Source organism: Agromyces soli, assembly GCF_022811605.1.
Taxonomy (GTDB): Bacteria; Actinomycetota; Actinomycetes; order Actinomycetales; family Microbacteriaceae; genus Agromyces; species Agromyces soli.
On sequence record NZ_CP094533.1, the window covers coordinates 2,862,282 to 2,886,588 of the forward strand.

Genomic DNA, 24,307 nt, shown 5'->3' on the forward strand with positions numbered 1-24,307 from the left:
CTGCGCGAAGGGATGCCTCGAGCCGGCCGTCGTGTCGGTGGCCGAACCTAGACTTGACGGCATGGAATCCACCCGCTCCGTGCGCCCGTTCGAGGTCGTCAGCGAGTATCAGCCGAGCGGCGACCAGCCGCAGGCGATCGCCGAGCTCGCGGCCCGCATCAACGCCGGTGAGACCGACGTCGTGCTCCTCGGTGCCACCGGCACCGGCAAGTCGGCGACGACCGCGTGGCTCATCGAGCAGGTGCAGCGGCCGACGCTCGTGCTCGCGCACAACAAGACCCTCGCCGCGCAGCTGGCGAACGAGTTCCGCGAGCTCATGCCGCACAACGCGGTCGAGTACTTCGTCTCGTACTACGACTACTACCAGCCAGAGGCCTACGTGCCGCAGACCGACACCTTCATTGAGAAGGACTCCTCGATCAACGCCGAGGTCGAGCGGCTGCGCCACTCCACGACCAACTCGCTGCTCTCCCGGCGCGACGTGGTCGTAGTCTCCACCGTGTCGTGCATCTACGGCCTCGGCACGCCGGAAGAGTACCTGAACGCGATGATGCCGCTGCAGGTCGGTCAGCGCGTCGACCGCGACTGGCTGATCCGCAAGTTCGTCTCGATGCAGTACCAGCGCAACGACGTCGACTTCTCCCGCGGCAACTTCCGAGTGCGCGGCGACACGATCGAGATCATCCCGGTCTACGAAGAGCACGCGATCCGCATCGAGATGTTCGGCGACGAGATCGAGGCGCTCTACAGCCTGCACCCGCTGACCGGGCAGGTCATCCAGAAGCTCGACGCGGTCCCGGTGTTCCCCGGTTCGCACTACGTCGCCTCGACCGACGTCATGCAGCGGGCGATCGGCACCATCCGCGACGAGCTCGACGAGCGGCTCGTCGAGCTCGAGCGCGAGGGCAAGCTGCTCGAGGCGCAGCGGCTGCGCATGCGCACCACCTTCGACCTCGAGATGATGGAGCAGATCGGCTTCTGCTCGGGCATCGAGAACTACTCGCGGCACATCGACGGGCGTTCCGCGGGCGAGCCGCCGCACTGCCTGCTCGACTACTTCCCCGACGACTTCCTCGTCGTGATCGACGAGTCGCACGTGACCGTTCCCCAGATCGGCGCCATGTACGAGGGCGATTCCTCGCGCAAGCGCACGCTCGTCGAGCACGGATTCCGGCTCCCGAGTGCGCTCGACAACCGCCCGCTGAAGTGGGACGAGTTCAAGCACCGCATCGGCCAGTCGGTCTACCTCTCGGCGACGCCGGGCCGCTACGAGCTCGGCATCGCCGACGGCGTGGTCGAGCAGATCATCCGTCCGACCGGCCTCGTCGACCCCGAGATCGTGGTGAAGCCCTCGAAGGGGCAGATCGACGACCTGCTCGAAGAGATTCGCGTGCGCGCCGAGCGCGACGAGCGCGTCCTGGTGACGACGCTCACGAAGAAGATGGCCGAGGAGCTCACCGACTTCCTCACCGAGGCCGGCGTGCGGGTGCGGTACCTGCACTCCGACGTGGACACGCTCCGGCGCGTCGAGCTGCTCACCGAACTCCGGGCCGGCGTCTACGACGTGCTCGTCGGCATCAACCTGCTGCGCGAGGGCCTCGACCTTCCCGAGGTCTCCCTCGTCGCGATCCTCGACGCCGACAAGGAGGGCTTCCTGCGCTCCTCGACGTCGCTCATCCAGACCATCGGCCGTGCGGCGCGAAACGTCTCCGGCCAGGTGCACATGTACGCCGACGTCATGACCGACTCCATGACGAACGCCATCGAAGAGACGAACCGGCGTCGCGAGAAGCAGATCGAGTACAACCGGGTCAACGGCATCGATCCGCAGCCGTTGCGCAAGCGCATCGCCGACATCACGCAGGTGCTCGCGCGCGAGGAGGCCGACACCGCGGCCCTCCTCGCCGGCCGTGACGCGAAGAAGACCTCGCCCGTGCCGAACCTGCGTCGCGAGGGCATCGCCGCCGAGGGCGCGAACGACCTCGAGAGCCTCATCCGCGACCTGAACGGGCAGATGCTCGAGGCCGCGGGGGAGCTGAAGTTCGAGCTCGCCGCACGCCTGCGCGACGAGGTCTCCGAACTCAAGCGCGAGCTGCGGCAGATGGAGAAGGCCGGGCATCTCGGCTGAGCGCACGGTCCACCCGTCGTGATTCGAACGTGTGTTCGCCCACAGCGCAGCCGTCGGGGGAGGAGTGTCGGTGGTCGTCCCTAGACTCGTAGGGTGCCAGTTTCACGTCTCGATGCCCACTCCCGACTGAGCGTTCGTGGTGCCCGCGTGCACAATCTCCACGACGTCGATGTCGAGATTCCGCGCGACGCCATGGTCGTCTTCACCGGGCTCTCCGGCTCGGGCAAGTCGTCGCTCGCGTTCGACACGATCTTCGCCGAGGGGCAGCGCCGCTACGTCGAGTCGCTGTCCGCGTACGCCCGCCAGTTCCTGGGGCAGGTCGACCGGCCCGACGTCGACTTCATCGAGGGGCTGAGCCCGGCCGTCTCCATCGATCAGAAGTCGACCAACCGCAACCCGCGGTCCACCGTCGGCACGATCACCGAGATCTACGACTACATGCGACTGCTCTGGGCGCGCATCGGCGTGCCGCACTGTCCCGTCTGCGGTGAGCGCATCCAGCGCCAGACCGTGCAGCAGATCGCCGACCAGCTGATGGAGCTCGCCGACGGCACGCGCTTCCAGGTGCTGAGCCCGGTCGTCTCGAAGAAGAAGGGCGAGTTCGTCGACCTGTTCCGCGAGCTGGCCGCGCAGGGCTTCTCGCGCGCGGTCGTCGATGGCGAGGTCATCCGCCTCGACGAGCCGCCGAAGCTCAAGAAGCAGGTCAAGCACGACATCTCGGTCGTCGTCGACCGGCTCGTCTCCTCGCCCGACATCCTGGGCCGGCTCACCGACTCGCTCGAGACCGCGCTGCGGTTGACCGACGGGCTCGTGCAGATCAACTACGTCGACGAAGACGGGCCCGAGGCCTGGCAGACCTTCTCCGAGAAGCTCTCCTGCCCCAACCAGCACCCGATCCAGCTGACCGAGATCGAGCCGCGCACCTTCTCGTTCAACGCGCCGTTCGGCGCCTGCCCCGAGTGCTCCGGCCTCGGCACCCGCATGTCGGTCGACGAAGAGCTGCTGCTCGGCGACCCGGCGCTGTCGATCGCCGAGGGCGTCATCCTGCCGTGGACCTCGCAGGGCAAGAGCCTCTACAACTACTACGAGAAACTGTTGTCCGGCCTCGCCCGCGACCTCGACTTCTCGCTCGACACCCCGTGGGAAGAGTTGGCGCCCGAGGCGCGCGCGGCGGTGCTGCGCGGCGACAACTTCGAGGTCAAGGTGCGCTGGCGCAACCGCTACGGCCGAGAGATGAGCTACACCTCGGGCTTCGAGGGCGTCGTGCCCTACATCGAGCGGCAGTACGTGCAGGCCGAGACCGACCAGCAGCGCGCCCGCTGGGCCGAGTACCTCCGCGAGGTGCCGTGCCCCGTCTGTGACGGCAACCGGCTGAAGCCCGAGGTGCTCGCCGTGCACATCCACGAGCGCAGCATCGCCGAGGTCTGCCGGCTCAGCCTCACCGACGCCCGCGCCTTCATGGACAAGCTCGAGCTCACCGACCGCGAGCAGGCGATCGCCGCGCAGGTGCTGCGTGAGATCAAGCTCCGCCTCGACTTCCTCATCCGGGTCGGGCTCAGCTATCTCGACCTGGCCCGCGCCGCGGGCACGCTCTCCGGCGGCGAGGCGCAGCGCATCCGCCTCGCGACGCAGATCGGCTCCGGCCTGACGGGCGTGCTCTACGTCCTCGACGAGCCGAGCATCGGCCTGCACCAGCGCGACAATCGACGCCTCATCGACACGCTCATCGCGCTCCGCGACCTCGGCAACACGCTCATCGTCGTCGAGCACGACGAGGACACCATCCGCACCGCCGACTGGATCGTCGACATCGGCCCCGGCGCCGGGGTGAACGGCGGCACGGTCGTGCACTCGGGCAGCTACGCCGAGCTGCTCGCGAACACCGACTCGCTGACCGGCGACTACCTCTCGGGCCGCAAGGAGATCGCGATCCCCGAGTCCCGTCGACCGGTCGACCCCGAGCGCATGATCACGGTCGAGGGCGCGGCGGCGAACAACCTGCGCAACGTCGACGTGCGCTTCCCGCTCGGCACGCTCACCGCGGTCACCGGCGTCAGCGGCTCCGGCAAGTCCTCGCTCGTCAACGACATCCTCTACCGGGTGCTCGCGAACCGGCTGAACGGGGCGCGCAAAGTGCCGGGCAAGCACCGCCGGGTGAGCGGGCTCGAACACCTCGACAAGGTGGTCCACGTCGACCAGGCGCCGATCGGGCGCACGCCCCGGTCCAACCCCGCGACGTACACGGGGGTGTTCGACCGCATCCGCACGCTGTTCTCCGAGACGGCCGAGGCCAAGGCGCGCGGCTACCTGCCCGGCCGGTTCAGCTTCAACGTCAAGGGCGGCCGCTGCGAGGCGTGCTCGGGCGACGGCACCATCAAGATCGAGATGAACTTCCTGCCCGACGTCTACGTCGCGTGCGAAGTCTGCGGCGGCAAGCGCTACAACCGCGAGACGCTGCAGGTGCACTACAAGGGCAAGAACATCGCCGAGGTGCTCGAGATGCCGATCAGCGAGGCGGCCGAGTTCTTCGAGCCGATCTCGGCGATCCACCGCTATCTCAAGACCCTCGTCGACGTCGGACTCGGCTACGTGCAACTCGGTCAGAGCGCGACGACGCTCTCCGGCGGTGAAGCGCAGCGCGTGAAGCTCGCCACCGAGCTCCAGCGCCGCTCCAACGGCCGCAGCGTGTACGTCCTCGACGAGCCGACCACCGGCCTGCACTTCGAAGACGTGCGCAAGCTGCTGAAGGTGCTCGGCAAGCTGGTCGACAAGGGCAACTCGGTCATCGTGATCGAGCATTCCCTCGACGTGATCAAGTCGGCCGACTGGATCATTGACCTCGGCCCCGAGGGCGGCTCCGGCGGCGGGCAGATCGTCGCGACGGGTACGCCCGAGCAGGTCGCCGACGTCGAAGAGAGCCACACCGGCTACTTCCTGCGCGAGATCTTCGACGCCCAGGCCGCGGTCGAGCAGCCCACCGCTCGGCGGGTGGCCGGCTAGGCGATGGCCGGCACCGTCCCGTACCGGCCGAAGGCCGGGGAGATCCCGACCTCGCCGGGCGTGTACCGCTTCCGCGATGCGGAGCGGCGCGTGCTCTACGTCGGCAAGGCCAAGAACCTCCGAGCCCGGCTGTCGAACTACTTCGCGCCGCTGCACACCCTGCACGAGCGCACCCGGCGCATGGTGACGACGGCGGCCTCGGTCGAGTGGACCGTGGTCCGCAGCGACGTCGAGGCGCTGCAGCTCGAGATCACCTGGATCAACGAGTGGAAGCCGCCGTTCAACGTGCGCTTCAAGGACGACAAGTCCTACCCGTACCTCGTGGTGACGCTCGGCGACGAGGCGCCGCGGGCCATGGTCTCGCGCAAGCGCGGCATCCCCGGTGCCAGGTACTTCGGCCCGTACCCCAAGGTCTGGGCCGTGAGCGAGACGCTCGAGATCCTCACGAAGCTGTTCCCGATCCGCACCTGCAAGGACAGCGACTACCGCCGAGCCATGGCGAGCGGCAAGCCCTGCTTCGCCGGGCAGATCGGCCGCTGCTTCGGGCCCTGCTCGGGCAAGGTCACGATCGAGGAGCACCGGCAGAACGTCGACCGCTTCGTCGCGTTCATGCAGAACCAGGACACGGCGATCCTCGGCGACCTCGAGCGGGAGATGCGCGAGGCCGCGGCCGCGCAGGACTACGAGACGGCCGCGCGTCGCCGCGATCAGCTGCAGGCGGCTCGGGAGTTCTTCGAGAAGAGCGCGATGGTGCTCGGCGAGAAGGTCGACCTCGACGTCTTCGGCATCGATCACGACGAGCTGCAGGCGGCCGTGCAGATGTTCGCGGTGCGCGGCGGACGCGTGCGCGGTGTGCGCTCGTGGACCGTCGACAAGGAGCTCGACGTGCCGCTCGGCGAGCTCGTCGACGTCGTGCTCCAGAACGCCTACGCCGACGACCTCCGCCCGCCGGGCGAGGTCGTGGTGCCGGTGCTGCCCGACGACGCCGAGGCGGTCGAGGCGTGGCTCGCCGAACACGCCGGCCGCAAGGTGCGCCTGCGTGCCGCGCAGCGCGGCGACAAGGCCGCGCTGCTCGCGACGGCCGAGCAGAACGCCAAGCAGAACCTCATGCTCTACAAGACGCGTCGCAGCGCCGACTTCACGACGCGCTCGCGGGCGCTGGAGGACATCCAGGAGGCGCTGGGCATGGCGGATGCCCCGCTCCGCATCGAGTGCTACGACGTCTCGCACCTGAGCGGCACGAACATCGTCGCCTCGATGGTCGTGTTCGAAGACGGCCTGCCGCGCAAGGACCAGTACCGGCGCTTCACGATCCCGAGCTCGACCGACGACACCGACTCGATCCACCAGGTGCTCACCCGCCGCCTCGCCTACCTGCGCGACACGGGGGAGCCGACGGCGGATGCCGCAGACGATTCGTCCGTCGCTGCCGGCACCGATGTCGAGGTCGCGGCCGACCCGACGGACGCCGACGCCGTGGTCGAGCCGGCGCGGCGCAAGAAGTTCGCCTACCCGCCGAATCTGCTCGTCGTCGACGGCGGGCAGCCGCAGGTGGCCGCCGCCGAGCGGGCGCTGCGCGAGTCGGGCGTGGAGGGCATCTACCTCTGCGGCATCGCGAAGCGCCTGGAAGAGATCTGGACCCCCGAGTCCGACTTCCCGGTGATCCTGCCCCGCAACAGCGACGCGCTCTTCCTGTTCCAGCGCATCCGCGACGAGGCGCACCGTTTCGCGATCACGCACCAGCGCCAGCGCCGCAAGCGCGACATCGGCACGGTGCTCGCCGAGATCCCGGGGCTCGGGCCCGCCCGGGTGAAGGAGCTGCTGCGGCACTTCGGCTCGGTGGCGCGCCTGAAGGGCGCGGCGCCGAGCGAGATCGCCGAGGTGAAGGGCATCGGACCGGTCCTCGCCGAGACGGTGCACAGCCATCTGCAGACCGTGCGCGCCCCCGCGCCCCGGTAGGCTGGAGCTTCAGAAACGAAGGGGGCGGCCGGCTGATGGCAGACGAGACGGAGCACCAGGAGATGCTCATCGTCACCGGGATGAGCGGAGCCGGTCGATCCACCGCCGCGAACGCCCTCGAAGACCTCGGCTGGTACGTCGTCGACAACCTCCCGCCGCAGATGCTCCGGCCGCTGGTCGAGCTCGTCGAGCGGGCCGGCAACTCGCTTCCCCGCATCGCCGCGGTCGTGGACATCCGCGGCCGCGACTTCTTCTCGGAGCTGCAGGAGATCATCCAGGCGCTCCGGACGGGCGTGAACGTGCGGGTGATGTTCCTCGACGCCACCGACGCCGCGCTCGTCCGACGCTTCGAGGCCGTCCGCCGCCCGCACCCGCTGCAGGGCGACGGCACGCTGCTCGACGGCATCGGCGCGGAGCGGGCGAGGGTCGCGGCGATCCGGGAGTCGAGCGACTTCGTCGTCGACACTTCCGACCTGAACATCCACCAGCTCGCGACGCTCGTCACCGACACCTTCGCGGAGGCCGACCGGGCGGGGCTCCGGGTCACGGTGCTGAGCTTCGGCTTCAAGTACGGCATCCCGACCGACGCCGACCACGTGGCCGACGCCCGCTTCCTGCCGAACCCGTTCTGGGAGCCCGAGCTGCGGGCGCTCACGGGGGAGGACGAGCGGGTGTCGGGGTATGTGCTCGGCCAGCCGGGGGCGATGGAGTTCATCGACGCCTATGCGGCGGCGCTCGCGCCCGTCATGGCGGGGTATCAGCGCGAGAACAAGCGACACGCGACGGTCGCGATCGGCTGCACCGGCGGCAAGCACCGCTCGGTCGCGATCGTGCGGGAGATCGCCGGGCGGCTCGGGCAATTGCCAGGGGTCGCCGTCAGTATCAAAGACCGCGACCTCGGGCGAGAATGATCCTCGGGGGAGCGGCGGCAACAACGGAAGATTGGGAACCACGTGGCATTGACGGCTGATGTGAAGGAAGAGCTGGCTCGCGTCGACGTCGCGAAGACAAGCGTCAGGGCCGCTGAGCTCGCCACGATCCTGCGCTTCGCGGGCGGGCTGCACATCATCTCGGGTCGCATCGCGATCGAGGCGGAGCTCGACTCGCCGACGCTCGTGCGCCGGGTCACCCGCGACCTCGCCGAGCTCTACGGCGTGCGCCCCGACGTCTCGGTCTCGGCGGCCGGGGGCGTGCGTCGCGGCAACCAGTACCTCGTCCGCGTGCTCGAGGGCGGTGAAACGCTCGCCAGGCAGACGGGGCTCCTCGACGCCCGGCGCCGGCCGGTGCGCGGCCTGCCGAACCGGCTCACCACGGGCTCGCGCGACGAGGTCGCGGCGGTCTGGCGCGGGGCGTTCCTCGCGAGCGGGAGCCTCACCGATCCCGGCCGCTCCGCGGCCCTCGAGATCACCTGCCCGGGCAACGAGACCGCGATGGCGCTCGTGGGCGCGGCCGGACGCCTCGGCATCGCCGCGAAGGCCCGCGAGGTGCGCGGCGTGCACCGGGTCGTGGTCCGCGACGGCGAGGCGATCAGCGCCATGCTCCAGGTGATGGGTGCGAGCGGCACCGTGCGCAACTGGGAGGAGCTCCGCCAGCGGCGCGAGGTGCGCGCCACCGCCAACCGGCTCGTGAACTTCGACGACGCGAACCTCCGCCGCTCCGCGCAGGCCGCGGTCGCTGCGTGCGCACGCGTCGAACGCGCGATGGAGCTGCTCGGCGAGGACATCCCCGACCACCTGAAGTACGCGGGCGAGCTGCGCCTGGCGCACCGCGACGCGAGCCTCGACGAGCTCGGCCACCACGCCGATCCGCCGATGACGAAGGACGCGGTCGCCGGCCGCATCCGGCGCCTCCTGGCGATGGCCGACAAGCGCGCGGCCGACCTCGGCGTGCCCGGCACCGAGGCGAGCCTGCCCGCCGACCTCGACGAGGTGTGACGTCAAGGCCCGGCCCCGGCCGGGCCTTCGGGCATAGACTCGGAAAGGCCGCGGTTGGACCAGGCAGAGGCCCGGACGACCCGGCATCTGACAAGGAGAAGCAATGGCTGACTACACCCTCCCCGATCTTCCGTACGACTACGCGGCGCTCGAGCCGGCGATCAGCGGTCGCATCATGGAGCTGCACCACTCGAAGCACCACCAGGCGTACGTGACGGGCGCGAACACGGCGCTCGCGCAGCTCGCCGAGGCGCGCGAGACGGACAACCTCGCCAACGTGAACAAGCTCGAGAAGGACCTCGCGTTCAACCTCGGCGGTCACGTCAACCACTCGATCTTCTGGACGAACCTCTCGCCCGAGGGCGGCGACAAGCCGAGCGGCGAGCTCGCCGCCGCGATCGACGACCACTTCGGCTCCTTCGACGGATTCCAGAAGCACTTCACCGCCACGGCACTCGGCGTCCAGGGCTCCGGCTGGGCCGTCCTCGCGTGGGACTCGATCGGGCAGCGCCTGATCATCGTGCAGTTCTTCGACCAGCAGGCGAACTTCCCGGCCGGCATCGTGCCGCTGCTCATGCTCGACGTCTGGGAGCACGCCTACTACCTCGACTACCAGAACGTGCGCGCCGACTACGTCAAGGCGTTCTGGACCATCGTGGACTGGGCGAACGTGCAGAAGCGCTGGCAGGCGGCCACCGAGAAGACCGCGGGCCTGCTGCTACTGTCGTAGCGGATGGGTGTCCCCGGACCTGGTCCGGGGACACCGCCGTCCGTGCCTCATCCTTCCCAAACGGCGCGTTCGCGCCCAGTCCAATCAGGAGACCTTCCCGTGTCCGTCAAGATCGGCATCAATGGATTCGGCCGCATCGGCCGCAACTTCTTCCGCGCAGCGCTCGCCCAGGGCGCAGACCTCGAGATCGTCGCGGTCAACGACCTCACAGACAACAAGACCCTCGCCCACCTGCTGAAGTACGACTCGATCACCGGGCGCCTCGACGCCACCGTCGAGTACGACGACGAGAACCTCATCGTCAACGGCACCAAGATCAAGGCGTTCGCGGAGCGCGACCCCGCGAACCTGCCCTGGGGCGAGCTCGGCGTCGACATCGTCATCGAGTCGACCGGCTTCTTCACCAAGGCCGCCGACGCGCGCAAGCACCTCGAGGCCGGTGCCAAGAAGGTGCTCATCTCGGCGCCCGCGACCGACGAGGACGCCACCTTCGTGATCGGCGTCAACGAGCAGGACTACGACCCCGAGACGCAGCACATCATCTCGAACGCGTCGTGCACGACCAACTGCCTCGCGCCGCTCGCCAAGGTCTTCAACGACGCCTTCGGCATCGAGCGCGGGCTGATGACGACGGTCCACGCCTACACCGCCGACCAGAACCTGCAGGACGGCCCGCACAAGGACCTGCGCCGCGCCCGCGCCGCCGCGATCAACATCGTGCCGACCTCGACCGGCGCCGCGAAGGCCATCGGCCTCGTGCTGCCCGAGCTCGTCGGCAAGCTCGACGGCTTCGCGCTCCGCGTCCCGGTGCCCACCGGCTCGATCACCGACCTCACGGTCACCGCCTCGCGCCCGGTCACGGTCGACGAGGTGAAGGCCGCGTACAAGGCCGCCGCCGAGGGGCCCATGAAGGGCATCCTGAAGTACACCGAGGACGAGATCGTCTCGAGCGACATCGTCTCCGACCCGCACTCGTCGATCTTCGATGCCGGCCTCGTGCGCGTCATCGGCGACCAGGTGAAGCTCTCCAGCTGGTACGACAACGAGTGGGGGTACTCCAACCGCCTCGTCGACCTCGCCGAGTACGTCGGCGAGCGTCTCTGATCCGGCCGACCGCCGGCGACCGAAACGGAGCACAGTGACTCTGCGAACCATCGATTCCCTCGGTGAGCTCGCCGGCAAGCGCGTCGTCGTCCGATGCGATCTCAACGTCCCCCTGGACGGCGAGACGATCACGGACGACGGCCGCGTGCGGGCCTCGCTGCCGACGCTGAACGCCCTGCTCGCGCAGGGCGCCCGCGTCGTCGTGATCTCCCACCTGGGCCGGCCGAAGGGCGAGCCCGAGGCGAAGTACAGTCTCGGGCCCGTCGCGGCCCGCCTGGGCGAGCTCCTCGACGCCCCGGTCGGCTTCGCCGCCGACACGGTCGGCGAGGACGCCAAGGCCAAGGTCGCCGCCCTCGGCGACGGCGAGGTGCTCGTGCTCGAGAACCTCCGCTTCAACCCGGGGGAGACGGCGAAGGACGACGCGGAGCGCCGCGCCTTCGCGGAGCAGCTCGCGGTCTTCGCCGACGTCGTCGTCTCCGACGGCTTCGGCGTCGTGCACCGCAAGCAGGCGAGCGTCTACGAGCTCGAGCAGCTGCGGCCGAGCGCCGCCGGTCTCCTGATCGCCGCGGAGCTCGAGGTGCTCGACCGGCTCACCGAGACGCCCGAGCGCCCGTACACGGTCGTGCTCGGCGGCTCCAAGGTGTCCGACAAGCTCGGCGTGATCGCGCACCTGCTGCCGCGGGTCGACACGCTGCTCGTCGGCGGAGGAATGCTGTTCACGTTCCTCGCCGCCCAGGGGCACAAGGTCGCCTCGAGCCTGCTCGAGGCCGACCAGCTCGACACGGTCCGCGACTACCTCGCCGAGGCGGCCGAGCGCGGCGTCGAGCTCGTGCTGCCGAGCGACGTCGTGGTGGCGGCCTCCTTCTCGGCCGACGCCGAGCACGTGGTGACCCCGGCGGACGCCATCGAGCAGACGCCGTTCGGCGCCGCGGGGCTCGGCCTCGACATCGGCCCCGAGACGGCGGCCGATTTCGCAGCCCGCATCCGCGACTCGAAGACGGTCTTCTGGAACGGTCCGATGGGCGTGTTCGAACTGGCGCCCTTCGCCGCCGGCACCCGTGCCGTGGCCGAGGCGCTCACCGAGGTCGACGGCCTGAGCGTCGTCGGCGGCGGCGACTCGGCCGCCGCGGTCAGGCAGCTGGGCTTCGACGACGCCCAGTTCGGTCACATCTCCACGGGCGGGGGCGCGAGCCTCGAGTTCCTGGAAGGCAAGCAACTCCCCGGACTGGAGGTCCTCGGATGGCAGTGAAGCGCACCCCGTTCATCGCGGGCAACTGGAAGATGAACCTCGATCACCTGCAGGCGATCGCGTTCGTCCAGAAGCTCGCCTGGAGCCTCGCCGACGCGAAGCACGACTACGCGGATGCCGAGGTGGCGGTCTTCCCGCCGTTCACCGACCTCCGCTCGGTGCAGACGCTCGTCACGGCCGACTCCCTGCCGATCGGCTACGGCGCGCAGGACCTGTCGAAGCACGACTCCGGCGCCTATACCGGCGAGGTGTCGGGCGCGTTCCTCAAGCAGCTCGACTGCGGCTACGTCATCATCGGGCACTCGGAGCGTCGCACGCTGCACGCCGAGACCGACGAGGACGTGAACGCCAAGGTGGTCGCCGCGCACCGCCACGGCCTCGTGCCGGTGCTCTGCGTCGGCGAGACGGCGGAAGACCTGGAGGCCCACGGCGCGAGCGCCGTGCCGGTCGCGCAGCTCCGTCGTGCGCTCGAGGGCGTGGACGCCTCGAAGGGCCTCGTCGTGGCGTACGAGCCGGTCTGGGCCATCGGTTCCGGACAGGCGGCGACGCCGGCGCAGGCCGAGCAGGTGGCCGCGGCGCTCCGCTCGGTGCTGGCCGAGGTCGCCGGCGACGACGTCGCGCAGGCAACCCGCATCCTCTACGGCGGCTCCGTGAAGGCGGCGAACATCGCCGCGTTCCTGCGCGAGCCGAACGTCGATGGGGCCCTCGTCGGCGGCGCGAGCCTCGACATCGACGAGTTCTCGGCGATCGTCCGCTTCAAGAAGCACGTCGGCGCCTGATCGGGCCGGGCCCGGGGCGCCGACGCGCTCCCGGGCCGCCGCCCGGCTATACTCGATTGTCGGCACCGACCAGTCCGTCGTGCCCGGAAAGGTTTCACTGTGGAGATTCTCCAGGTCGTCCTGCAGGTCCTGCTCGGCCTCACGAGCCTGCTGCTGACCCTGCTCATCCTGCTGCACAAGGGTCGCGGCGGCGGCCTCTCCGACATGTTCGGCGGCGGCGTGACCTCCAACCTCGGCGCCTCCGGCGTCGCGGAGCGCAACCTCAACCGGATCACGATTATCCTCGGCCTCGTCTGGGTGACCTGCATCGTGGTGCTCGGCCTCATCACCAAGTTCGAAGCGGGGATCTGATGGTCTCGGGCAACAGTGCAATCCGCGGCTCGCGCGTCGGCGCCGGCCCCATGGGCGAGCAGGACCGCGGCTTCCACGCCGACCGCGTCGCCATCAGCTACTGGGACGCGCAGGGCAACGAGACGATCCGCTACTTCGCGGCGAACCTCCCCGACGAGGAGATCCCCGAGGTCATCGACAGCCCGTCGACGGGGCTCCCGGCCGGCCGCGACAAGGCGAACCCGCCGTCGCTGTCCAAGACCGAGCCCTACAAGACGCACCTCGCCTACGTGAAGGAGCGGCGCACCGAAGAAGAGGCGGCGGCCCTTCTCGAGGAGGCGCTCCAGCAGCTCCGCGCGCGGCGCGGTACGAGCGCGCCGGAGTAATTCCGACCGACTCCGGCACACGACGAGACGGCGGGCGGATCCATTCGGATCCGCCCGCCGTTCTGCGTCGCCGTGGCGCCGTTCAGTACTCGGGGGCGATGAGCTGCTCCGGCACCTCGGCGGCCGCGTCGCGGTCGACGAAGAACACGGTGCGGCGTCGGCCCTTGATACCCGCAACGGGCACCTCGTCGCGGCTCGCGCCGGCGAGGGCCAGGCCGAGCGCGGAGGCTTTGTCGGCCCCCGCGAGGACGAACCAGACGCGCTGCGAGGAGTTCAGCACCGGCCGGGTGAGGCTGAGCCGCTCGGGCGGGGGCTTGGGCGAGTTCCGCACCGCGATCACGGTGCGGTCGGTCACCTGGATGCCGGAGCGGTGCGGGAAGAGCGAGGCGATGTGCCCGTCCGGGCCGACGCCGAGGAACGTGATGTCGAAGATCGGGTACGGCTGCCCGTCCACGCCGTGGGCGGCGAGCTCGGCGGCGTAGACCTCGGCCGCGACGTCGAGCTCCAGCCCGGAGTCCGAGGCGGGGAAGGGGTGCGTGTTGCCCTCGGGCAGTTCGAGCGCGTCGAGGAGGGCCTCGAACGACTGCGTGTCGTTGCGCTCGGCGTCCCGCTCGGGGACCCAGCGCTCGTCGCCCCACCAGAAGTGCACGCGCGCCCAGTCGATGCTCGTCCGCGCCGGTGACGCCGCGACGGACTCGAGCACGGCGCCGCCCATGGAGCCGCCCGTGAGCACGATGTGCGCGACCGCCTGCTCGTCGAGGATGTCGAGCAGCTTCGTCATGAACCGCGCCGCGACGGCGGCCGCGAGCGCGGGCTTGTCCGGGTGCACGAGCACCCGTCGGTCGTTGGTCATCCTCGTCCACCTTCCGTTCCGTCGGCGAGCAGCGGCAGGCCGACGGTGATCACTTCGCCGTAGAGTTCGTCCGGGTCGAGCCGGCGCAGCTCGTCGGCGAGGCAGTCGCGCAGACTCCGCCGGGGGAGGGCGAGGTCGTGCACCGGCTGTCCGGGCTGGCGCAGGGTCGCGACCCCGGGGACGTCGCGGATGAGCTCGATCCCGCCGCTGGCCCGCTCGAGCTCGACGCCGTGGATGCCGTGCAGACCGCTCTCGGTACCCGCGAGACTGCAGCTCGTCTCGGCCTGCAGCTGGAGCTTCAGCCACGCGGCGAGCAGCGTCGTCGAGGGGGAGTCCACCGCGCCGGAGACGTGCACGCGCGTCACGGACTCGTAGGGCGGCTGGTCGAGCACCGCCGCGAGCTGCGCGCGCCACAGGGTGAGCCTGGTCCAGGCGAAGTCCGCGTCGCCCGGGCGGTAGCTGCGCTCCAGCGCGGAGAGGGCCGCCTGCGGATCGGGCTGGGCCGAGGCATCCGTGATCCGTCGGTGCGCGATGCGACCGAGCGGGGCGAGCGCCGGGACTTCCGGGGCCTTGCCGGGCCACCAGGTGACGACGGGCGCATCGGGGAGGAGCAGCGCCATCACGAGGCTCTCCTCGTCGCTCGCGACCTCGCCGAAGGCGTGCAGCACGATGACCTCGCTCGCGCCGGCGTCGCCGCCGACGCGGATCTCGGCATCCAGTCGCGGGGCGACGCCCGCGCCATCGGCGCCGGGCTCCGAGGCGACGACGATGACGCGCATCGGGTGCTCGCGGGAGGCGTCGTTCGCCGCCTCGATCGCTTCCTCCTCGCGCCCGGCCTGGGTCGCGATGATGAGGGTGAGCACCCGGCCGAGCGCGACGACGCCGCCCTCCTCGCGGATCTTCACGAGCGCCTTGGAGACCTGGCTGGTCGTGGTGTCGGGCAGATCGACGATCATGGGCGCCTCCAGCTGCGTCCGTCGCGGGCGAGCAGCTCGTCGGCCGAGCTCGGGCCCCAGGAACCGGGTCGGTACTGCTCGGGACGGCCCTGGCCGGCCCAGAAGTGCTCGATCGGGTCGAGGATCTTCCAGGACAGCTCGACCTCCTCCTGTCGGGGGAAGAGGGGCGGGTCGCCGAGCAGCACGTCGAGGATGAGCCGCTCGTACGCCTCGGGGCTCGCCTCGGTGAAGGCGTGACCGTAGCCGAAGTCCATCGTCACGTCGCGCACCTGCATGCCGGCGCCCGGCACCTTCGAGCCGAATCGGATCGTCACGCCCTCGTCGGGCTGCACCCGGATCACGAGCGCGTTCTGGCCGAGCTCCGAGGTCTGGCTGTCCGCGAACACCTGCTGCGGCGCGCGTTTGAAGACCACGGCGATCTCGGTGACCCGGCGGCCGAGCCGTTTGCCGGCGCGCAGGTAGAACGGCACCCCGGCCCAGCGGCGCGTGCCGATCGTCAGCTTCATGGCCGCGTAGGTCTCGGTCGTCGACTCGGGGTTCATCCCCTCCTCGTCGAGGAAGCCGACGACCTGCTCGCCGCCCTGCCATCCGCCCGCGTACTGGCCGCGGGCGGTGCCCGTCGCCAGATCTTCGGGCAGTCGCACCGCGGCGAGGATCTTCTCCTTCTCGGCGCGGAGGTCGGCCGCCTCGAAGGAGATCGGTTCCTCCATCGCCGTCAGGGCCAGGAGCTGCAGCAGGTGGTTCTGGATGACGTCGCGGGCCGCGCCGATGCCGTCGTAGTAGCCGGCCCGGCCGCCGACGCCGATGTCCTCGGCCATCGTGATCTGCACGTGGTCGACGTAGTTCGCGTTCCAGATCGGCTCGTACAGCTGGTTCGCGAAGCGCAGCGCCAGGATGTTCTGCACCGTCTCCTTGCCCAGGTAGTGGTCGATGCGGAACACCGAGTCGGGCGGGAAGACCGACGCGACGACGTCGTTCAGCTCGCGGGCCGTCTGCAGGTCGCTGCCGAACGGCTTCTCGATGACGACGCGCCGCCACTGGCCCTCGCGCTGCTCCGTGAGGCCCGAGCGCTTCAGCTGCTCGGTCACGAGCGGGAAGGACTTCGGCGGGATCGACAGGTAGAAGGCGTGGTTGCCCATCGTGCCGCGCTCGCGGTCGAGCGACTCGACCGTCTCGCGGAGCCGGTCGAAGGCGTCGTCGTCGTCGAAGGTGCCGGTGACGAAGCGGATGCCTCGGGCCAGCTGCTGCCAGACGTCCTCGCGGAACTCGGTTCGCGCGTACTGCTTCACCGAGTCGTGCACGACCTGGGCGAAGTCCTCGTTCTCCCAGTCGCGCCGGGCGAAGCCGACCAGCGCGAAGCCGGGGGGCAGGAGCCCCCGGTTCGCGAGGTCGTACACCGCGGGCATCAGCTTCTTGCGGGACAGGTCGCCCGTCACGCCGAAGATGATGAGGCTCGAAGGGCCGGCGATGCGATTCAGCCGGTAGTCCTTCGGAGAACGCAGCGGGTTGTGGCCCGCCTCGATGAGTGCCGGTTGCACTGCGGTGGCTCCTGCCGTCAGTCGATCGCGGCGACGAGGGACGCGAGGTTCGCCGCGGGGTCGGTGAGCGTGAGCGTCAGCACGGGCCGGCCGTGCTCGGCGAGCACGCTCGCGTCGCCGGAGGCCTGGGCCGCGATCAGCTCGCCGAAGGTGAACGGCCGCTCGGGGATCGCGAGATCCTCGGCGGGTCGCTGCGTGAGCTGCAGGAACGCGCCCACCGCGGGGCCGCCCTTGTGGAACTGCCCGGTCGAGTGCAGGAAGCGCGGACCCCAGCCGAAGGTGACGGGGCGGCCGGCGCGCGCCGCGAGCAGCTCGCGCAGCTGCGCGAGCTCCGGGTGCGCGACCCGGTCGACGTACGCCTGCACCGAGAGGTAGCCGTCGGCGGGCAGCTCCTCGAGCAGCACCTCGATCGCGGAGGCGAGATCGCTCGCCGCGCCGATCACCTCGGGCGTGCCGCGCACCTCGATGCCCTCGGCGACGAACGCCGCGGGGGCGGGCTCCGGTCGGGCGTCGAGGAGGCCGCGCGCGGCGATCTTCGCCGACTCGACGTCGGGCTGGTCGAAGGGGTTGATGCCGAGCAGGCGCCCGGCGACCGCGGTCGCGTACTCCCAGACGAGGAGCTGAGCGCCGAGGGTGCCGCTCACGCGGATCTCGTCGTGCTCGTCGTCGCGGAAGAGGTGGCTGCCCGCGTCGTCGACGAGGCGCACGAGCTGGAGGTCGGCGAGGCCGGCCGAGAGCTCCGGCGCGCCGGGCTCGAGCACGACGGGCAGCAGGCCCGTGCCCTCCTTGCCCGTGGACTCGGCGATCAACTGCTCGGCCCAGTCGGCGAAGCCGACGATGTGGGTGCCGTCGGCGACGATCGCGAGCTTGTCGCGAAGCGGCTGCGTGGCCGCGATCGCGGCGCCGAGCACGAGGCCGGGGTTCTCCTCGGTGTCGACCGCCAGGGGCAGCTCCATCGCCTCGGCCTCGTCGAGGATCTCGGCGATGTCCACGCCGGCGAGGCCGGAGGGGACGAGCCCGAACGCGGTGAGCGCGGAGTAGCGGCCGCCGACATTGGGGTCGGCGTTGAAGACGCGGTAGCCGGCGGCGCGGGCCGACTCGTCGAGGGGCGAGCCCGGGTCGGTGACGATCACGATGCGGCCGACGGGGTCGATGCCCGCGTCGCGGAACGCCTGCTCGTACACCCGGCGCTGGCTGTCGGTTTCGACGGTCGATCCCGACTTCGACGAGACGACGAGCGCGCTCGAGGCGAGGCGGTCGGCGAGCGCCGAGCGGACCTGCCCGGGCTCGGTCGAGTCGAGCACCGTGAGCTGCACGCCCGCGGTGCGGGTGATGACCTCGGGGGCGAGCGAGGAGCCGCCCATGCCGGCGAGCACGATGTGATCGACGCCGGCGGTGCGGAGCTCGTCGCGGAGCGCGAGGATCTCGGGGACGAGCGGCCGGGAGATCGCGACGGCTTCGGTCCAGCCGAGCCGCTTCGCGGACTCCTCCTCGGCCGCAGCACCCCAGAGCTCGGGGTCCTGCGCCGTGATGCCGCTCGCCACCCGATCGGCGACGAGCTGGGGGACCACGCGGCGCACGGCCTCCGCCGCCGCGCCGCTGACGGAGATCCGGAAGCTCATCGCGCCGACTCCAGCGCCCGGCCCACGGATTCGAGCAGCTCCGACCAGGACACGACGAACTTCTCGACGCCCTCGCGCTCGAGCAGCGCCGTGACGTCGTCGTAGTCGACGCCGACCTTCGCGAGCGCGTCGAGGACGGCGCCAGCCTCGGCGTAGGCGCCGGTGACCGTGTCGCCGGTGACGACGCCGTGGTCGAAGGTGGCCTCGAGGGTCTTCTCCGGCATCGTGTTGACGACGCCCGGCGCGACCAGCTCGGTGACGTACAGGGTGTCGGGCAGGGCCGGGTCCTTGACGCCGGTCGAGGCCCAGAGCGGGCGCTGGCGGTTCGCGCCGGCGGCGAGGAGCGCCGCGGCGCGCTCGCTCGCGAAGGTCTCCTCGTAGAGCTCGTACGCGAGGCGCGCGTTGGCGACCCCGGCCTTGCTCTTGAGCGCCAGCGCCTCGTCCGTGCCGATGGCGACGAGCCGCTGGTCGATCTCGGTGTCGACGCGCGACACGAAGAAGGAGGCGACCGAGTGGATCGTGCTGAGGTCGTGACCGGCGGCCTTCGCCTGCTCGAGGCCGGCGAGGTAGGCCTCCATCACCGCGCGGTAGCGGTCGAGGCTGAAGATCAGCGTCACGTTGACGCTGATGCCCGCGCCGATGGTCTCGCGGATGGCGTCGAGGCCCTCGACGGTCGCGGGGATCTTGATCATGGCGTTCGGGCGGTCGACGCGCTCCCAGAGGGTCTTCGCCTCGGCGACGGTGCCCGCCGTGTCGTGGGCGAGCCCGGGGGCGACCTCGATCGAGACGCGGCCGTCGAAGCCGCCGGAGCGGTCGTAGACCGGGCGGAACACGTCGGCCGCGGCCCGGACGTCGTCGGTCGTGATCTCGAAGACGGCGCGGTCGACGTCGGCGCCCGAGGCGGCGAGTGAGGCGACCTGTTCGGCGTACCGCTCGCCCTTCGAGAGCGCCCCGGCGAAGATCGTCGGGTTCGTGGTGACGCCGACGACGTCGCGCTCCTCGATCAGACGGGCGAGGTCGCCCGTCTCGATGCGCTCGCGCGAGAGGTCGTCGAGCCAGATGCTGACGCCGGCCTGGGAGAGGGCGGCGGTGGGGGTGGTGCTCATGGGTTCGTTGCTCCTTCGTGCCCGCTCAGACGGCGAGCGATTCCTTGGCGGCGGCGACGACGGCGTCCGTCGTGATGCCGAACTCGCGGAACAGGGTCTTGTAGTCGGCGGAGGCGCCGAAGTGCTCGATCGACACGGCGCGACCGCGGTCGCCGAGGTAGCGCTGCCAGCTGAGCGAGAGCCCGGCCTCGACCGAGACGCGCGCGGTCACCGCGGTGGGAAGCACCTGCTCGCGGTACGCGGCGTCCTGCTCCTCGAACCACTCGAGGCTCGGGGCGGACACGACGCGCGCCCCGATCCCCTCGGCGGCGAGCTGCTCGCGGGCCGCGACGGCCAGCTGCACCTCGGATCCCGTGGCGATGAGGATGACGTCCGGCGTGCCCGACGCGGCCTCGGCGAGCACGTAGGCGCCCTTCGAGACGTTCGCCGCGCTCGCGAAGACGTCGCCGGAGGCATCGCCGTCGCCGCGCTCGAACACCGGGATGTTCTGCCGGGTCAGGGCGATGCCGGCGGGGCCGCCGCGGCGCTTCAGGATCTCGAGCCAGGCGTACGAGACCTCGTTGGCGTCGGCGGGGCGCACGACGTCGAGGCCCGGGATGGCCCGGAGGCTCGCGAGCTGCTCGATGGGCTGGTGCGTCGGGCCGTCCTCGCCGAGGGCGACGGAGTCGTGCGTCCAGACGAAGATCGACGGCACCTGCATGAGGGCCGCGAGACGCACGGCGGGCCGCATGTAGTCGCTGAAGATCAGGAAGGTGCCGCCGAAGGCGCGCGTCGGTCCGTGCAGCACGATGCCGTTCAGGATGGCGCCCATCGCGTGCTCGCGGATGCCGAAGTGCAGCACGCGGCCGTAGGGGTTGCCCGCCCACTCGTGCGTGGAGTGCTCGCTCGGCACGAACGAGCCGCCGCCGTTGATGGTGGTGAGGTTCGACTCCGCGAGGTCCGCGGACCCGCCCCAGAGCTCGGGGAGCTCGGCGGCCAGCGCGTTGATGACCTTGCCGGACGCGGCACGGGTGGACACCTCGGTGCCCGCCTCGAACGCCGGCAGGACCTGCTCGAGGCCCTCCGGCAGCTCGCCGGCCTCGAGCCGGTCGAGCAGCGCCTTGCGCTCCGGGTTGGCCGCCGCCCACGCGTCGTAGGAGGCCTGCCACTCGCGGTGCAGGGCGGCGCCGCGCTCACGGGCGCCGCGGGTGCGCTCGATGACGTCCTCGGCGACGACGAAGCTCTGCTCCGGGTCGAAGCCGAGCACCTCCTTGGTCGCGGCGAGCTCGGCGGCGCCGAGCGCCGAGCCGTGGATCTTGCCGGAGTTCTGCTTGCCGGGGGAGGGCCAGCCGATGATCGTCTTCAGGATGATGATCGAGGGCTTCGCCTGCTCGCCCTTCGCCGCCTCGATGGCGGCGTAGAGCTCGGCGACGTCCTCGACGTACTCGCCGGTCTTCTTCCAGTCGACCGTCTGCACGTGCCAGCCGTAGGACTCGTAGCGCTTCGCGACGTCCTCGGTGAAGGCGATGTTCGTGTCGTCCTCGATCGAGATCTGGTTCGAGTCGTAGATCACGACGAGGTTGCCGAGCTGCTGGTGACCGGCGAGCGAGGAGGCCTCGCTCGTCACGCCCTCCTGCAGGTCGCCATCGCCCGCGACGACGTAGACGAAGTGGTCGAACGGGCTCTCGCCCGCCGGCGCCTCGGGGTCGAAGAGCCCGCGCTCGTAGCGCGCCGCGTAGGCGAAGCCGACGGCGGACGCGAGGCCCTGGCCGAGGGGCCCGGTCGTGATCTCGACGCCGGCGGTGTGGCCGTACTCCGGGTGGCCCGGGGTCTTGGAGCCCCAGGTGCGGAGCGCCTTCAGGTCGTCGAGCTCGAGGCCGGAGCCCTCGAGGTAGAGCTGCACGTACTGCGTGAGCGAGGAGTGCCCCGCGGAGAGGATGAAGCGGTCGCGTCCGAGCCAGTCCAGGTCGGAGGGGTCGCGGCGCATCACCTTCTGGAAGAGGAGGTAGGCCGCCGGGGCGAGGCTCATCGCCGTGCCCGGGTGTCCGTTGCCGACCTTCTCCACGGCGTCGGCTGCGAGCACGCGAGCCGTGTCGACCGCGCGATCGTCGAGGGAGTCCCATTGCAGAGTTGCCACGAGGTTGCTGTTCCTTCCGGTCGTGGCGGGGTCGCGGGGAGCCGACCGGCCCCCTGGCCCGCCAGGGAATCGCTGCGGCGCGGTGGAGCCCAGACCGTCGGCCCCGGCCGACGACTCGTCGGCAGCTCGGAACCTCGCCATCGGGCGCGCTCTCCCTCAGTATATGGAGTGGGGGACTCGGCCGTGGCCGTTCGTGACGTCGCGGGCCGGTGCGGAGGGACGCGCCGGAGTGCCGCGCGGGGATGGCCTAGAATCGAAGGCGGCGTGCCCGCGCGCGATCACCAGCGCGGCGTCACCGGAAGAGGAGCGATGCAGGCAACAGGCGAGACCACCGAGACCCGGGCCCCGTCGACCTTCCGCCGCAAGCTCGGCGCCTACGTGGCCCTCACGAAGCCGCGCGTGATCGAGCTGCTGCTCGTCGTCACCGCGCCGACCATGATCCTCGCGCAGGAGGGCCTGCCCGATCTCTGGCTGCTCATCGCGACGCTCATCGGCGGCGCCATGAGCGCCGGCAGCGCCGGGGCCTTCAACTGCTACATCGACCGCGACATCGACCGGGTCATGAAGCGCACGCAGGGTCGTCCGCTCGTCACGGGCGAGCTGAGCGACCGCGAGGCGCTCGTCTTCGCCTACGGGCTCGGCGCGGCATCCATCGTCTGGCTGTGGGTCTTCACGAACTGGCTGGCCGCCCTGCTGTCGCTCGCCGCCATCCTGCTGTACGTCGTCTTCTACAGCCTCATCCTGAAGCGCCGCACCGCGCAGAACATCGTCTGGGGCGGCATCGCGGGCTGCATGCCCGTACTGATCGGCTGGGCCGCGGTCACCGAGGACCTGAGCTGGCCGCCCGTCATCCTGTTCCTCATCATCTTCCTGTGGACCCCGCCGCACTACTGGCCGCTGTCGATGAAGTACAAGGCGGACTACGCCGCGGCGGGCGTGCCGATGCTCGCGGTGGTGCGCGGTCGCGCGCAGGTCGGCCTCCAGGTCATCCTGTACGCCTGGGCCACGGTCGCGTGCTCGCTGCTGCTGATCCCGATCGCCGGCATGGGGCTCGTCTACTCGACCGTCGCGGTCGTGACCGGCGCCTGGTTCATCTACGAGACGCACCGCCTCTACAACCTCGCGATCCGGCACGAGCAGGTCTCGCCGATGCGCGTGTTCCACGGCTCGATCGTCTACCTGTCGCTCGTCTTCCTCGCCGTCGGCATCGACCCGCTGCTGCCCTTCTAAGCGGCTGTCGCGGTCTGCTCGCGCGCTCTCGCAGTGCCACCATGTGCGGCGCGGAGGAGATCAGCAGCAGGGGAGGACTCGCTCGCCCAACCGATCCTCCCGCGACGCGAGATTCCTCCGCCCGCGCAGGCCGCGGGCGGGCGACGCCGGCGGCGTGGTGCCCCGGCTGCCCTTCCCGGCGGCGGCCGCGGCTCAGGCGGCGCTGACCGCCTCGGCGCGGCTCGCTTCCGCGGCGCCCTGGGCGACGGGGCGCTTCAGCCGGAGCACGACGACCGTGAAGGCGGCGGCAGAGAGCGAAGCGAGCACCATGTGCACGCCGACTGCGAGGGGCGGCAGCCCGTTGCGTGCCTGGTACAGGCCGACTGCGACCTGCACGAGCACGATCGCGAGCAGCGCCAGCAGCCAGGGCAGCGGCCGCAGGCGCTTCAGCCCGGCCCAGATCGTGAGGACCACCGTGAGCGCAGCGAGTGCGTAGCCGGGCCAGGCATGGACATGAGCGAGCAGGCTCGCGTCGACGCCCGTGCGCACCACGTCCTCGTCGCCGGAATGCGGGCCGGAACCGGTGGTGAACACCCCGACGATCACCGTGATGGCGAGCACGAGGCTCGTGACGTGCGTGAGGATCGCGAAGCCCTTGGGGACCGCGCGTTCGCGAGCGCCCGCGGGCTCGCCCATGCGGGCGAGGAAAGCCGCTGTGAGGCACACGATGACCACCGAGACCGTGTAGTGAAAGCCGACGAGCGCAGCCGCAAGCTCCTGCCACACGACGAAGGCCCCGACCAGCGCCTGCACCACGACGAGCGCGAGGATCACCAGCGAGAGCACGAACAGGTCGCGACGGGCGGATCGGCGGCGCCAGCTCAGCAGCACCACGGCGAGCGCCGCGATGAGCAGGGGGCCACTGATCGTGCGATTCGCGAACTCGATGACGCCGTGGATGCCGAGCTCGGGCGTCGGTACGAGCGAGCCGGGCACGCAGACCGGCCAGTCGCTGCAGCCGAGCCCGGAGCCCGTGAGCCGGACCGCGCCCCCGGTGGCGATGATCACGACGTTGAAGATGAAAGACAACCAGGCGAAGATCCGCAGACTCGTGGGGATGTGCAGGCCGGTGCTCGGGCGGTTCACGCGGAGTTCCTCATCCGGGTCGCGTGGAACGGAGCCAGTGTCGGGGCGACCCTATAGACTTGATCAGATGGCGGGCCCCGCGCGGTGAATCGCGCGCTCGGCCTCTCTGCCATCTTAGGTTCGCAATGGAGCCGCCCGCACATCACCAGTCGTCGCGAACAC

The 24,307-nt window shown here is 70.6% G+C and carries 19 protein-coding genes; 12 read left to right on the forward strand and 7 right to left on the reverse strand.

Features of this window, described 5'->3' with window-relative positions; translation table 11 throughout:
- Positions 1 to 61: 61 nt before the first annotated feature.
- The 11 genes from uvrB (at position 62) to MTP13_RS13770 (ending at position 13,599) form a co-directional block, all read left to right on the forward strand.
- The gene (uvrB, locus tag MTP13_RS13720; RefSeq protein ID WP_189084938.1) at positions 62 to 2,128 is read left to right on the forward strand and encodes an excinuclease ABC subunit UvrB; all 2,067 of its coding nucleotides are present in this window, start codon (positions 62 to 64) and stop codon (positions 2,126 to 2,128) included.
- Between the two features lie 93 nt (positions 2,129 to 2,221).
- Positions 2,222 to 5,128, forward strand: a complete 2,907-nt coding sequence (uvrA, locus tag MTP13_RS13725) for an excinuclease ABC subunit UvrA (protein WP_243568275.1) — start codon at positions 2,222 to 2,224, stop codon at positions 5,126 to 5,128.
- Between the two features lie 3 nt (positions 5,129 to 5,131).
- Positions 5,132 to 7,087: an excinuclease ABC subunit UvrC gene (gene uvrC, locus MTP13_RS13730; protein ID WP_243568276.1), complete on the forward strand. Its 1,956-nt coding sequence runs from the start codon at positions 5,132 to 5,134 to the stop codon at positions 7,085 to 7,087.
- A 35-nt stretch (positions 7,088 to 7,122) separates the two neighbouring features.
- Entirely contained in the window at positions 7,123 to 7,998 is an 876-nt protein-coding gene (gene rapZ, locus MTP13_RS13735; RefSeq protein ID WP_243568277.1) for an RNase adapter RapZ, read from the forward strand.
- A 42-nt stretch (positions 7,999 to 8,040) separates the two neighbouring features.
- A complete protein-coding gene (gene whiA, locus MTP13_RS13740) occupies positions 8,041 to 9,021 on the forward strand; it encodes a DNA-binding protein WhiA (protein ID WP_243568278.1) in 981 nt (326 codons plus the stop codon).
- Positions 9,022 to 9,124: 103 nt separating this feature from the next.
- The gene (locus tag MTP13_RS13745; protein ID WP_189084943.1) at positions 9,125 to 9,751 is read left to right on the forward strand and encodes a superoxide dismutase; all 627 of its coding nucleotides are present in this window, start codon (positions 9,125 to 9,127) and stop codon (positions 9,749 to 9,751) included.
- A 99-nt stretch (positions 9,752 to 9,850) separates the two neighbouring features.
- Positions 9,851 to 10,855 carry a type I glyceraldehyde-3-phosphate dehydrogenase gene (gene gap, locus MTP13_RS13750; RefSeq protein ID WP_189084944.1) on the forward strand — a complete coding sequence of 335 codons (1,005 nt, stop codon included), beginning with the start codon at positions 9,851 to 9,853 and terminating at the stop codon, positions 10,853 to 10,855.
- A 34-nt stretch (positions 10,856 to 10,889) separates the two neighbouring features.
- Complete coding sequence (locus MTP13_RS13755) at positions 10,890 to 12,104, forward strand: phosphoglycerate kinase (RefSeq protein ID WP_243568279.1); 1,215 nt, start codon at positions 10,890 to 10,892, stop codon at positions 12,102 to 12,104.
- Positions 12,095 to 12,883, forward strand: coding sequence for a triose-phosphate isomerase (tpiA, locus tag MTP13_RS13760; RefSeq protein ID WP_243568280.1), 789 nt, complete (start codon positions 12,095 to 12,097; stop codon positions 12,881 to 12,883). Before MTP13_RS13755 ends, tpiA begins: the two co-directional genes overlap by 10 nt.
- A 99-nt stretch (positions 12,884 to 12,982) precedes the next feature.
- A complete protein-coding gene (gene secG, locus MTP13_RS13765) occupies positions 12,983 to 13,234 on the forward strand; it encodes a preprotein translocase subunit SecG (protein WP_189084947.1) in 252 nt (83 codons plus the stop codon).
- Positions 13,234 to 13,599 carry an RNA polymerase-binding protein RbpA gene (locus MTP13_RS13770; protein WP_243568281.1) on the forward strand — a complete coding sequence of 122 codons (366 nt, stop codon included), beginning with the start codon at positions 13,234 to 13,236 and terminating at the stop codon, positions 13,597 to 13,599. Before secG ends, MTP13_RS13770 begins: the two co-directional genes overlap by 1 nt.
- Before the next feature lie 82 nt (positions 13,600 to 13,681).
- Here the strand turns inward: MTP13_RS13770 and pgl are convergent, their stop codons facing one another.
- Genes pgl through tkt form a run of 6 tightly spaced genes read right to left on the reverse strand, consistent with a single transcriptional unit; the run spans position 13,682 to position 21,790 of the window.
- A complete protein-coding gene (gene pgl, locus MTP13_RS13775) occupies positions 13,682 to 14,452 on the reverse strand; it encodes a 6-phosphogluconolactonase (protein ID WP_243568282.1) in 771 nt (256 codons plus the stop codon).
- Positions 14,449 to 15,408: a glucose-6-phosphate dehydrogenase assembly protein OpcA gene (locus tag MTP13_RS13780; protein WP_243568283.1), complete on the reverse strand. Its 960-nt coding sequence runs from the start codon at positions 15,406 to 15,408 to the stop codon at positions 14,449 to 14,451. Before MTP13_RS13780 ends, pgl begins: the two co-directional genes overlap by 4 nt.
- A complete protein-coding gene (zwf, locus tag MTP13_RS13785) occupies positions 15,405 to 16,946 on the reverse strand; it encodes a glucose-6-phosphate dehydrogenase (protein WP_243568284.1) in 1,542 nt (513 codons plus the stop codon). The genes MTP13_RS13780 and zwf overlap by 4 nt, the downstream gene beginning before the upstream one ends.
- A 17-nt stretch (positions 16,947 to 16,963) precedes the next feature.
- Positions 16,964 to 18,568: a glucose-6-phosphate isomerase gene (locus tag MTP13_RS13790; protein ID WP_243568285.1), complete on the reverse strand. Its 1,605-nt coding sequence runs from the start codon at positions 18,566 to 18,568 to the stop codon at positions 16,964 to 16,966.
- Positions 18,565 to 19,674 (reverse strand): transaldolase, encoded by a 1,110-nt coding sequence (gene tal, locus MTP13_RS13795; protein ID WP_243568286.1) that lies wholly within the window; start codon positions 19,672 to 19,674, stop codon positions 18,565 to 18,567. The genes MTP13_RS13790 and tal overlap by 4 nt, the downstream gene beginning before the upstream one ends.
- A gap of 25 nt (positions 19,675 to 19,699) precedes the next feature.
- Positions 19,700 to 21,790 (reverse strand): transketolase, encoded by a 2,091-nt coding sequence (gene tkt, locus MTP13_RS13800; protein WP_243568287.1) that lies wholly within the window; start codon positions 21,788 to 21,790, stop codon positions 19,700 to 19,702.
- Between the two features lie 309 nt (positions 21,791 to 22,099).
- Between tkt and MTP13_RS13805 the strand changes: the two genes are divergently transcribed.
- Positions 22,100 to 23,020 carry a heme o synthase gene (locus MTP13_RS13805; RefSeq protein WP_243568288.1) on the forward strand — a complete coding sequence of 307 codons (921 nt, stop codon included), beginning with the start codon at positions 22,100 to 22,102 and terminating at the stop codon, positions 23,018 to 23,020.
- A gap of 192 nt (positions 23,021 to 23,212) precedes the next feature.
- Here the strand turns inward: MTP13_RS13805 and MTP13_RS13810 are convergent, their stop codons facing one another.
- Complete coding sequence (locus MTP13_RS13810; RefSeq protein ID WP_243568289.1) at positions 23,213 to 24,145, reverse strand: COX15/CtaA family protein; 933 nt, start codon at positions 24,143 to 24,145, stop codon at positions 23,213 to 23,215.
- Between the last annotated feature and the right edge of the window lie 162 nt (positions 24,146 to 24,307).

What these genes read in the sequence shown, in the direction of transcription:
- uvrB (WP_189084938.1), top strand. Translation starts at nt 62, where the DNA reads ATGGAATCCACCCGCTCCGTGCGCCCGTTCGAGGTCGTCAGCGAGTAT.
- uvrC (WP_243568276.1), top strand. Translation starts at nt 5,132, where the DNA reads ATGGCCGGCACCGTCCCGTACCGGCCGAAGGCCGGGGAGATCCCGACC.
- rapZ (WP_243568277.1), top strand. Translation starts at nt 7,123, where the DNA reads ATGGCAGACGAGACGGAGCACCAGGAGATGCTCATCGTCACCGGGATG.
- MTP13_RS13745 (WP_189084943.1), top strand. Translation starts at nt 9,125, where the DNA reads ATGGCTGACTACACCCTCCCCGATCTTCCGTACGACTACGCGGCGCTC.
- tpiA (WP_243568280.1), top strand. Translation starts at nt 12,095, where the DNA reads ATGGCAGTGAAGCGCACCCCGTTCATCGCGGGCAACTGGAAGATGAAC.
- MTP13_RS13770 (WP_243568281.1), top strand. Translation starts at nt 13,234, where the DNA reads ATGGTCTCGGGCAACAGTGCAATCCGCGGCTCGCGCGTCGGCGCCGGC.
- pgl (WP_243568282.1), bottom strand. Translation starts at nt 14,452, where the DNA reads ATGACCAACGACCGACGGGTGCTCGTGCACCCGGACAAGCCCGCGCTC.
- MTP13_RS13780 (WP_243568283.1), bottom strand. Translation starts at nt 15,408, where the DNA reads ATGATCGTCGATCTGCCCGACACCACGACCAGCCAGGTCTCCAAGGCG.
- MTP13_RS13790 (WP_243568285.1), bottom strand. Translation starts at nt 18,568, where the DNA reads ATGAGCTTCCGGATCTCCGTCAGCGGCGCGGCGGCGGAGGCCGTGCGC.
- tal (WP_243568286.1), bottom strand. Translation starts at nt 19,674, where the DNA reads ATGAGCACCACCCCCACCGCCGCCCTCTCCCAGGCCGGCGTCAGCATC.
- MTP13_RS13805 (WP_243568288.1), top strand. Translation starts at nt 22,100, where the DNA reads ATGCAGGCAACAGGCGAGACCACCGAGACCCGGGCCCCGTCGACCTTC.